This is a genomic window from Janibacter sp. CFPM2_SD2 (assembly GCF_057364645.1).
The window spans coordinates 1-10,347 of record NZ_JBNFOF010000108.1; the positions used below are offsets into that span (position 1 = coordinate 1).

Here is a 10,347-nt window from a genome sequence, read left to right on the forward strand (position 1 = left end):
GCGCCGGCCCGGCGAGCGCGATGTCGGGGAAGCGCTCGAGCAGGCGGCGCAGCGTGATCTCGAGCTCGACGCGAGCCAGCGGGGCGCCGAGGCAGAAGTGGCGGCCCAGGCCGAAGCCCACGTGCGGGTTGGGGGTCGCGCGCGACGTCGAAGGCGTCGGCCCCGGACACGGGGTCGGCCCCGAAGACCGCGGCGTCGCGGTTGGCCGAGCCCATGAGGCAGGCGACGGTCTCCCCCTTCGCCACGGTGGTGCCGGCGATCTCGACCTCGGCCGTGGCTGTCCGCTCGAAGAGCTGCAGCGGCGCGTCGTAGCGGATGAGCTCCTCGAGGGCCGTCGCCGCACTCACCTCACCGCCGGTGATCCGCGCGAGCTGGTCGGGGTGGCGCAGCAGCGCGTGCAGGCCGTTGCCGAAGGTGTTGACCGAGGCCTCGTGGCCGGCGTTGAGCAGCAGGACGACCGTCGCGACGAGCTCCTCCTCGGTGAAGCCGCCCCCGTCGGCCCGCTCGGCGATGAGGTCGCTGACGAGGTCCTCGCCCGGCCGCGCCCGCCGCACCGCGACGACCTCGCGGACGTAGTCGGCGAAGTCGACGCTCGCCCGCACCGCCGCAGCCCGGGTCGCCTCGTCGACCCCCTGCTCGTACATGTGCACGATGGCCTGCGACCAGTCACGCAGCCGCACGTGGTCCTCGCGGGGCACGCCGAGCAGGTCGGCGATGACGTAGACCGGCATCGGCTCGGCGTAGGCGGCCAGGAGGTCGACGGGCCCGTTCGGGTCGAGCTCGTCGAGCATCGCGTCGGCGAGGGTCTCGATGCGCGGGCGCATGCGCTCGACGTGCCCCTTGGCGAAGGCCCCGGCGAGCAGGCGCCGCATGCGGGTGTGCTCGGGCGGCTCGTTCTCCATGAGCTGGCGGCGGTGGAGCGCGTTGAAGGGCTCCATCTGCTCGGCCGGCTCCCAGTCCGACCAGATCCGGCCCATGGCCCGGTGCCGCAGGGTCGCGCCGACCGCGGCGTGCGTCGTCGCCACCCAGCGTCCGTCGCCGGCCCGCAGCATCGGTCCGGCATCCCGCCAGGTCCCGAGCAGCGGATAGGGGTCGTCGACGAGTCGGGCGTCGGTGAGGTCCACGTCGGGCATGGACCCATCCTGCTCCGGCGCACCCGGTGGTGTGCCGCCGGCCCGGGCACCACTAACCTCAGTGGCATGGGTCACAGAGTCGAGTCAGAGCTGGTCGCCAATGTCATCTCCGTGCAGGTCGCGGCCGACCAGCAGGTCGCGATCGGGGACGAGCTCGTGCTCCTCGAGTCGATGAAGATGGAGATCCCCGTGCTCGCCGACCGCTCCGGCCGGGTCCTCGAGGTCAAGGTCACCGCCGGCGACGTGGTCCAGGAGGGCGAGGTCCTCGTCGTCATCGACGACTGACCTCACCCCCGCCGCACATGACGAAGGGCGGACCCGACCAGTGGTCGGATCCGCCCTTCGTGGAGTCCAGCGAGGGTCAGTTGCCCTTCTGTTCGGACTTGCCCTCCTGCTGCTGGACCTGGTGCTCGGCCTTCTGGGCGTAGCCCTCGAGCGCGGAGGTCGCGGCCTGGAGCTGCTTCTGGGCCGTCTGCCACTCGGTGGCGAAGGCCTCGGAGTCGGGGCCGAGCCAGTTCTCCGCCAGGGCGCTGACCTGCGAAGTGCCGTTCTGCTCGACCTCGCCGATCTTGCCAGCCTCCGTCTTGAGCTGACCCGCGATCTCGCGGACCCGCTCGACGTCCATTCCGTCGGTAAGTGCCATCTTCGTTCTCCTTCTAAAAGTCTCTGTGCGTCAGGTGGTCTGGGGTGTCCGTCGCGGCGTGAGCCGGATCAGCTGCCGGAGGCCTCGGCCTGCTGCTGGACGTCGCCCTGGAGCTGCCCCTGCAGGTTCTCGATGAGGCCCTTGATCTTCTCGAGCGCCGGGCGGTGCTGACCCTCCCACTCAGAGATGAAGTCGTCCGAGTCCTTACCGTTCCAGGCCTCGTCGGCCTGCTGCACCTGGGTGTTGACCGTGGTGATGATGGTGTTGATGTCCTCGGCGAGCTGCTGCCACTTCGGGATCTCACCCTTGACGGTCTCGAGGTTCATTCCGAGCCAAGCCATCTTGTCCTCCTGCGAGTTGGTGTTGGTACTGCTGTTGGTCTGTCCTGCGGGCGATTCCCCTGCCCGTCTGAGGACAACACTAGGGAGTGAAGTCCTGCGAGGTACATGGGGAGAACTCCCCATCCCTCTCCCCCTTCTGAGGGAGGTCGAATTTCGTTGTCGCGCAACGGAGTTCGCCATCATCAGCGGGCGTCCGGGAGGGTGATCTGGACGATCTCCGCACGGCCCCGGCGCACCAGGACCCCCCGACCCTCGGGCATGACGACCCGGGCGAGGGGCGGGAAGGCGGACTTGAAGATCATCTGCGACTCCGACCCGTCGGGCGCCAGAGCCATGCCCGAGCGCGAGGCCTTGACCAGACCCGGCAGGCCCATGCTCGAGTTCATCGCGGAGGCGTCCGCCTCGCCGACGACGAAGTGGTCGTTGTCGATGAGCGGCTTGATCGCGTCCTGCATCGGCGACTGGAAGGGCGGCGCGTTGAGGTCGTCGAGCTTTTCGACGATGAGCACCTGCGGCAGGGCCATCTCGTCGAGGGCGCGCTCCTTGAGCTCGGCGCACAGCTCCTTGACGTCCTCCTCGCGGCTCGCGGTGCGGTCGACCTCCGGCATGGTGAGCAGCTCGGAGTTGCGCCGCAGCGAGATGACGCTGATCTGGGTCTGCGGGCGCCAGGCCCGGATCGCCCGGATCATCGTCACGAGGGTCGTCGTGCGCCCGCTGCCGGGCGGCCCGGTGACGACGAAGCCACCGCGCGGGTCGAAGGAGACCGGCGCGAGGTCGTCGGAGTTCATCCCGATGACCGGCAGCCCGTCCAGCTGCGCAGGCAGCGACGACATCGTGACGACCTCGGGCAGCGAGGCCACCGGCCGGGCCGGAGCGGCACCGCTCTTGGCCATCGTCTCGGCGAAGCCGCGCACCATCCGCGACTGCTCCGACGCATCGCTCGTGCCACCGAGGACCGCCACCTGGACCTCGCGCTTCTTGAAGATCCCTCGGCCGGGAGGCGACTCCGGGGTGAGCACGTCGCGGGCCGTCCCGAGGAAGGCGTAGTCGTCCTCGGTCGCCATGCGCAGCACGAAGCGCGACTGGACAGAGGAGCCCATCGACACCGGCAGACCACCGCGGGAGTCGACCGAGAGCACGAAGTGCACGCCGACGGGACGCCCGTCGGCGAGCAGCGAGGTGAAGGCGTCGAGCCAGCGCATGAGGGCGCCCGCCGATTCGTAGGCCTGCCGGAAGGCGGTGAGGCCGTCGACGAGCACGAAGATCCGCGGCTCGTCGGTGTGCCCGGTGAGGCGCCGGTACTGCGTGATCGTCGTGGCATTGGCCTTGGAGTAGCGCACCGCCCGCTCGTCGACGATCTCGCGGAGCATCGTCAGCAGCCGCTTGACCCGCTCCTCGTCCTGCCCGGAGATGATGCTGCCGACGTGCGGCAGGTCCTCGAGCATCGACAGGCCGCGGTTGCCGAAGTCGAGCCCGTAGACGTGGCACGGCCCGCCGCGCACGGTGAAGCCGGCGGCGACCGCGATCGTGCGCAGGAAGGAGCTCTTGCCCGCGCCCGATGCCCCGAAGACCGCGAGGTTGCCCTCGGAGTCGGGGCGGAAGCTGATCGTCGGCTGGGCCTGCAGGTCCGGGTCGTCGGCGACACCGATGACCAGCTCGTCGTCGCGCCGGTCGGTGGGCAGCTTCGCCAGGTCGTAGACCTCGGCGAGCTCCGGTAGCCAGGGCTTGCGCGGGATGGCGATCTGCGCCTCGACCCGCGCCCGCTCGACGGTCTCGACGACCCGCTGGATGTCGGTGGGGCCGAGGTCGGCGTCCTCGTCCCCCTTCGGCTTGGCGGGCAGCTCCCACGCGACCGACGCACCGAAGGCGAGGGTCGACACGAGCATGTCCGGCGGTGGCGGGGTGTCGCTCGTCCAGCCACCGGCATAGCCGGTCTGGAAGGGCACGAGGCGGCCGGGACCGGACTTGGCCATCGCACGACCCGGCAGGGACGGGTCGAAGTAGGCGGCGTCCTTGGTGCCGAGCACGTCGCTCGAGTCGTCCTCGTCGGCCATGCGCAGCGCCATGCGCAGGTTGGTGTTGGCGCGCAGGTTGTCCTTGATGACACCCGCCGGGCGCTGCGTCGCGAGGATGAGGTGGATGCCGAGCGAGCGGCCGCGCTGGGCGATGTTGACGACGCCGTCGACGAAGTCGGGCACCTCCTGCACGAGGGCGGCGAACTCGTCGACGATGATGATCAGGCTCGGCGGGGCCTCGACCTCGCCGCGGCGCTCCAGCTCGACGAGGTCCTTGGCCTTGAATCGGGCGAGCAGGTGCTCGCGGTAGTGCAGCTCGGCCGACAGCGAGGCGAGCGCCCGGCGGACGAGGTGCGGCGAGAGGTCGGTGACCATGCCGACCGTGTGCGGCAGCTGCACGCAGTCGCGGAAGGCCGAGCCACCCTTGTAGTCGACGAGCAGGAAGGTCACCCGCTGCGGGCTGTTGGCCGTCGCCATGCCGAGGATCCACGCCTGGAGCAGCTCGGACTTGCCGGCGCCGGTCGTGCCACCGACGAGGGCGTGCGGTCCGTCGGTGCGCAGGTCGACGCTGTGCGTCCCGAGCGCGCTCTGCCCGATGACGGCGCGAAGGGAGCCCGGCTTGCGGTTGGGGGTGGGCGGCGCGTGGCGCCCGGTGAGGATCGAGCGGTTCTCGTTCCACCGCTCGATGACGGCCAGCTCGGAGGTGGCGATCTCGGTGCCGACGAGGGCGAGGTAGGACACCGAGCGCGGGATGTCGGAGTCGTCCTGGACGACAGCGCTGGCGTCGGTGATCGGGGCGAGGCCCCGGGCGACGTCCATGGCCTCCTGCTCGGAGACCGCGTCGGTCGCACCCGGGTGGCGACCTGGGCGGGGCCGACCCAGCCGACCTGGCAGTATCCGTCCTCGCCGACCTCGACGAAGGTCCGGCAGGCGGCCGGCAGCTGCTCGGTGACCGGCGCGACCCAGATGACGATGATCCGGTGCTTCCACCCGTGCTCGGCGAGCTGGACGAGGCGGGCCTGCTCGACGGGTGCGTCGCTCTCGACGAGGACGACGACGGCAGGTCCCACGCGTCCCTTGTCGGACGCCACACCGGTGGCGACGAGGGACTCGAGCTGCTCCATGACGGCCGAGCAGCCGGGTCCGGAGCTCGCCGTGTGCTGCACCTCGACCGGGCTCTGCGGGGAGCTCGTGTGCGGCGCCCACTTGAGCCAGTCCCAGTCGCGGGCCGACGACGTCGAGGTCAGGGCGCAGACGACGACCTCGGCGGGCGAGTGGGCGGCGAGGGTCTGCACGACGAGGGAGCGGGCCAGGCCGAGCGAGTGGTCGCGCGGCCCGGAGACGCCGATGGCGCCGTCGAGCAGCGGGTGCGCGGTCACGGGCACGTCGGCGACGACGCCCAGGCCCTGCATGAGTCGGGACACCTCGAGCCAGGCCTCGGCGCGGGTGCGGCCCATCTTGGGCAGCTTGATCTCGCTGCGGCTCGGGCGCACGCCCAGACCGAGGCGGTACTCGAGGAAGCCCGGCTCCTCGGGTCGCCGGGTCCACATGAGCGGGTGGTGCACGGCCACGGCCCGGCCGAAGTCCGCCACCGACGGGTGCTCCTGGCGCCGGATGTCGTGCTCGCGGTCGAGCTCGACCTCGATGTCCTCGACGAGGTAGCCCACGTCCTCGCGGAAGTCGGCCATCGCCTCCTCGAAGTCCAGCCGCACCCGACGCCGCGACTCCCACGCATTGGCGAGCATCATCATCGGCATCATGAGCATGAACATGATCGTGAAGCGCGAGCGGGTGATGGCGAAGAGCGTCGCGCCCATGAAGACCGGCACGATCATCATGGCGAGCGGGATGCGCTGCGGCTTGCCGCGCTCCGGCAGCTCCGGCACCTCGAACTGCAGCCCCTGGTAGATCGGGGCGATGCGCGGCGAGCGGGTGAAGGCGACGTCGCCCGCGTCGGTCATCGTCAGGCCCGCGGCCCGGGTCTTGGCCGAGATCTCGAAGGTCGTGTCACCGATGGTGAAGGTCTCGCCCTCGCGCAGGATCGCGCGGTCGATGCGCTCGTCGCCGACGATGACGCCGTTGGAGGAGCCGAGGTCGGTCACCTCGACGACGTCGGCGACGAGCAGCTTCGCGTGGCGGCGCGAGACGGAGGCGTCGTTGATCTGCACCTCGCAGTCGCGTCCGCGGCCGACGTGCGAGGTGCCCCGCTGCAGCGGGTACTCGCGCCCGGTGTCCGGGCCGGCGACGACCCGCGCGGTCGCGATCGGTGCCGCGGAGTCCTCGTAGCCGGCGGATCGGCGGGTCACCGCGAGGTGGGCACCCGAGCGCAGCCCCGACTCCTGGACCGTGGTGTTGGGGTCGACGGCGCGGTGGTTCTCGTCGACGAGGGCGAGGGTGTAGCTGCCGAGCTCCGCCGGGGCGTGCGCGCTGGCATTGCGCTGCCGCTCCGGGTCGGAGAGCACGAGGTGCTCGGCGAGGTCGCCGACGGTCGTGCGTCCGTCGACCGTCGCGACGAGGTCGGTGTCGACATTGCCCGACCCGCGCAGGGTGAACATCAGCTTCATCGGTGGGCCTCACGGGTGGTGGTGGTCGAGTCGTGCATCCCGATGTCCTCGTGACGGGACAGCAGGGAGCGTGGGTCGAGGGTCGCCCGCACGCGGGTGACGAAGGGAGTGGCCTGTCGCAGTCGTCGGCGCACCCGCCGCAGCTCACCCTGCCACTGCCCCACGGCGTCGGGGTGGGCCGGGGCCTCGCCGAAGACGAGGGCATCGGCCTGCATGGCGGCGGGGACGGCATCGACCTGGGGCCCGAGGGCACGGGCCTGCTCGACGCGGGTCCGCCGGCGGCAGCGGCACCCCGAGGAGGGCGGGCCTCCTCGAGCAGGTCGTTCCACGACCGGCCGATCCGCCGGTCGGCGGACCCGCTGCGCTGCCGCACGGCCCGGCGCACGGCGGTCACGACCGGAGTGAGCGCGAGCACGAGCAGCGGCAGGAGGACGAAGACCGCGAGGAGCTGGGCCCACAGCGGCCAGGTCGACGGGGACGACCAGTCGACGACGGGCTCGGGCGGCGGCGGGTCGGCCGGCGGCGGCTGCGGCGGCGGGTCGACCTCGGGCTTGTCCCAGGCCTGCGGCGCCCGGCTGGTGTCGGTCTGCTGCTCCGTCATGCTCGGGACGAAGGTCTGCGGCATCAGCTGGAACCACGAGCCGTCGCGCAGCCGGACCTCGACCCACGCGTGGACGTCACGACCGCGGACGAGTCCGTCGTCGGTGGCCGTCGCGCCGACGACGACCCGGGTGGGGATGCCGAGTCGATTGCCGATGAGCCCGAGGGTCGCGGCGTACTGCTCGTCGTTGCCGGCGAGCTCCTCGGAGTTGAGGAAGCGGTCGAGCCGCCCGAGGCCGTGCCCGGCGGGGTAGTTGCGCGCGATGGTCGCGATCTTCGCCCGCTCGGCCTCGCTGCTCGCACCGGTCGACGGGGCCCCGTCGGTGTAGGTGCCCTCCTCGCGCATCGTCGTCGCGATCGAGCGGAGCTGGGCCCACGGGTCGTCCGAGGAGCCCTTCCACGTCTCGATCCGGGCGTCGACGAAGGAGGTGTCACCCGTCATCGGCATCGAGCCCCGCGCGACGGGCAGGCTCTCGGGGAGGGCACCGGCCCCCTTCGCCGGGAGCTCGGTGCGCAGCTCGTAGCGGTCACCGGGGCGCAGACCCGGCGGGACGAGCACGGAGTTGGTGCTGAGGTTGAGCCAGGCCTTGCCCTCGAGCCGCTCGCGGGCCGAGCCGAGGAACTCGATGCCCTCGACCTGACCCGTCGTGAGCAGCCAGCCCTCGCCGTAGCCGCCCTCGGGCACGGTGACCCGCACCTGCGTCGGGTTGCCGCCGTCGAGGACGCCGACCCGGCGGCCGAACTGCTGGAAGGACCGCCCCGCATCGGCGCGCGACTCGCCGCGCCCGGCGACGCCCCACGTCGACCCGTCCCAGGTGTCGAGGGTCGCCAGGCGCATCGGCGTCGTCGCGGGCACGCCCTCGACCCGCAGCAGCTCACGCTCGTAGAGCTGGGTGGGGCTGTCCGCGGTGAAGTCGCGGTAGCGGCTGAGCGGCGAGGCGAGCACGCTCGTGTCGTGGCCGGGCACGACACCGGTGCGCACGACCTGCCGGTCGGACTCGCCGTCGCGGCCGGGCAGGAGCGGCCCGACGAGCGCCCCGAGCAGGGCGGCGACGAGCACGATGAGGGCGCCCTGGACGACCCGGGACAGGGCCGGGCGCCGCATCCCGGCCGGGCGATGCCGATGTCGGGGGTCGAGGTGGTCGCGCGCGACGAGCCAGCCGACGAGGACCAGGGCGAGCAGCAGTCCCTGCACCCACTGCGCGGCCGGCTGGCCGGTACCGATCACAATGGTCACGGCGAGCAGGGCGAAGGGGGTCGCCACCAGCCGCAGGCGTGAGCGGGTCACGCGGGCGGTCGCGTAGACCAAGACGGTGCCGACGAGCCCGAGGAAGAGCGCGACCGCGAGGTAGGGCCCCCGGGCGTCGACGGGTGGGACGAGCGTGAGCAGGTCGGTCCAGCCGGTGACCGGGCCGCCCACGAGGTCCTTGAAGGTCTGGCCGGTGGGCAGGAGGCCCCACTTGACGTCGTCACGGACGGCGAGCGGACCGCCGAGGAGGAGGTAGAGGACCGCCCCGAGCGCGGTGGTCGCGACGATCGGCCAGCGGTAGGTCGCCTGCACGTGGCCGACGAGCAGGCCCAGGACGACCCCGACCGCGGCGGCCTGCCACCACTGCCAGCCGAAGAGGACGGTGCGCAGCCCGGCGAGGCAGCAGGCCATGACGGCGACGGTGAAGGCCGCGTCGACCGCGTGCCCGATGCCGGGGCGCATCCGCCCGAGGGTCGCCCGCACCTTGTCGCCACCGGTCAGCTGGGGCTTGATCATCCCCTCCTTCGGCGTGCCGACGAGGCTGCCCTCGGTCACCCGTCCCGCGCCACCCGGGGAGGGCGGCGCGCCCGAGGGGGTCTGCGTGCTGGGGCTCGTCATGCCGGCACCAGCCCGGCCGTGACGGAGCCGAGGTCGGCGAGCTCGCATCGTGAGCACGCTCAGCCCGCGCAGCCTGCGCAGGCTCGGGTCGCTCACCGGGTCGACGACGACGACGACCTTGTGCACCTCGGTCTCGAACTCGCCGAGGCACTGCTGGATCTCGAGGAAGGCCCGGCCGGGCCGGTGCACAGCACGGCGACCGAGGAGTCAGGCGCCTGCTGGACGACCCGCCGGGCGCCCCGCACGAGGTCGACGCGCCCGAGACTCGCGGCGGTGAGGGCGTCGAGGACGAGCGGGATCGTCGTGCGGGTCGCGAAGGCCTCTCCGCAGACGACGCTCGCCTCCTGGGCGTCGGTGATCGACTGGACCATGAGCGAGGCGGCGACGGCGATGGCCGTCTCCGCATCCCCTTCGCCGTGGCGGTACATCGCGGGGTCGGTGTCGACGACGACGCCCAGGTGGGAGCGCCGGGTCTCCTGGAACTGGCGCACGAGCAGGCGGTCGTGCTTCGCCGAGGAACGCCAGTGGACGTAGCGCCGGTCGTCGCCGCGCTCGTACTCGCGCAGCGCGTGGAAGTCGATGTCGGCCATCGACAGCTCCGGCGTCACCTCGCCCTCGAGGTCGCGCAGCAGGCCGTGGGCGCCGGACTCGAGCGTGATGTGGCGGGGGTGGACGTGCATGTGCTGCGCGCCGCCGAAGGTCACCGTGCGGCGGGTGATGCCGAGCGGGTCGCCCTGCACGGTCTCGCGGGGCCGACGGGGATGACCCCGCGACGAGGGGTGTCGATGGGGAAGGCCGTGCGGTGCTGCGCCCCGCGGCGCAGCAGCGGCACGGGGATGACCTGCTCGTCGTCGCCGACCGGCAGCCGCACGAGCGAAGGGAGCATCGTGCGCCGGGACGGGTTGGTCAGGACGACGTGGGCCTGGGCCAGGTCGCCGATCTGCGCGCGCAGCGGATCGACGACGAGCTCGACGTCGGCACGGTGGGCGGGCAGCGAGATCAGGATGCACAGCAGGACGACGGCGAGCAGGGTCGCGGCGACGAGGGCGAGCTCGACCCAGCCGAGGACGGCCGCGAGGACCCAGGCGAGGATCGCCAGGCCGACGAGGGTCCACCCGAGCGGCGTGACGTGGTCGAGTCGACCGCCGAACCAGCGCCGGCGCAGGCGCTCGTCGAGTCGGCTC

Annotated in this window: 6 protein-coding genes and 4 pseudogenes; 1 reads left to right on the forward strand and 9 read right to left on the reverse strand. The window is 72.2% G+C overall.

Going from position 1 to position 10,347, the window contains the following annotated elements; all coding sequences use genetic code 11:
• On the reverse strand, positions 1 to 343 hold a 343-nt coding region (locus tag AC2W7J_RS11050; RefSeq protein ID WP_485982418.1), incomplete at its 3' end, for a cytochrome P450.
• Positions 344 to 419: 76 nt separating this feature from the next.
• Positions 420 to 1,133: pseudogene (locus AC2W7J_RS11055) on the reverse strand (cytochrome P450 family protein); the annotation flags it as partial.
• Between the two features lie 66 nt (positions 1,134 to 1,199).
• On the opposite strand from AC2W7J_RS11055, the gene AC2W7J_RS11060 reads away from it, so the two are divergent.
• Positions 1,200 to 1,418 carry a biotin/lipoyl-binding carrier protein gene (locus AC2W7J_RS11060; protein WP_255184827.1) on the forward strand — a complete coding sequence of 73 codons (219 nt, stop codon included), beginning with the start codon at positions 1,200 to 1,202 and terminating at the stop codon, positions 1,416 to 1,418.
• A 76-nt stretch (positions 1,419 to 1,494) separates the two neighbouring features.
• Here AC2W7J_RS11060 and AC2W7J_RS11065 read toward each other — a convergent pair whose 3' ends face one another.
• The 7 genes and pseudogenes from AC2W7J_RS11065 to AC2W7J_RS11095 form a co-directional block, all read right to left on the reverse strand.
• On the reverse strand, positions 1,495 to 1,776 hold the full coding sequence (locus AC2W7J_RS11065) for a hypothetical protein (RefSeq protein ID WP_485982413.1): 282 nt from the start codon (positions 1,774 to 1,776) through the stop codon (positions 1,495 to 1,497).
• Positions 1,777 to 1,844: 68 nt separating this feature from the next.
• On the reverse strand, positions 1,845 to 2,117 hold the full coding sequence (locus tag AC2W7J_RS11070) for a WXG100 family type VII secretion target (RefSeq protein WP_255184829.1): 273 nt from the start codon (positions 2,115 to 2,117) through the stop codon (positions 1,845 to 1,847).
• 182 nt (positions 2,118 to 2,299) lie between these two features.
• Positions 2,300 to 4,951 carry an FtsK/SpoIIIE domain-containing protein gene (locus AC2W7J_RS11075; RefSeq protein ID WP_485982414.1) on the reverse strand — a complete coding sequence of 884 codons (2,652 nt, stop codon included), beginning with the start codon at positions 4,949 to 4,951 and terminating at the stop codon, positions 2,300 to 2,302.
• A 1,226-nt stretch (positions 4,952 to 6,177) separates the two neighbouring features.
• Positions 6,178 to 6,696, reverse strand: a pseudogene (locus AC2W7J_RS11080) (FHA domain-containing protein); the annotation flags it as partial.
• Positions 6,697 to 7,333: 637 nt separating this feature from the next.
• Positions 7,334 to 9,211: pseudogene (locus AC2W7J_RS11085) on the reverse strand (transglutaminaseTgpA domain-containing protein); the annotation flags it as partial.
• A gap of 44 nt (positions 9,212 to 9,255) precedes the next feature.
• Entirely contained in the window at positions 9,256 to 9,903 is a 648-nt protein-coding gene (locus tag AC2W7J_RS11090; RefSeq protein ID WP_485982416.1) for a DUF58 domain-containing protein, read from the reverse strand.
• A pseudogene (locus AC2W7J_RS11095) lies at positions 9,864 to 10,347 on the reverse strand (hypothetical protein); the annotation flags it as partial. The gene AC2W7J_RS11090 and the pseudogene AC2W7J_RS11095, both read right to left, overlap by 40 nt.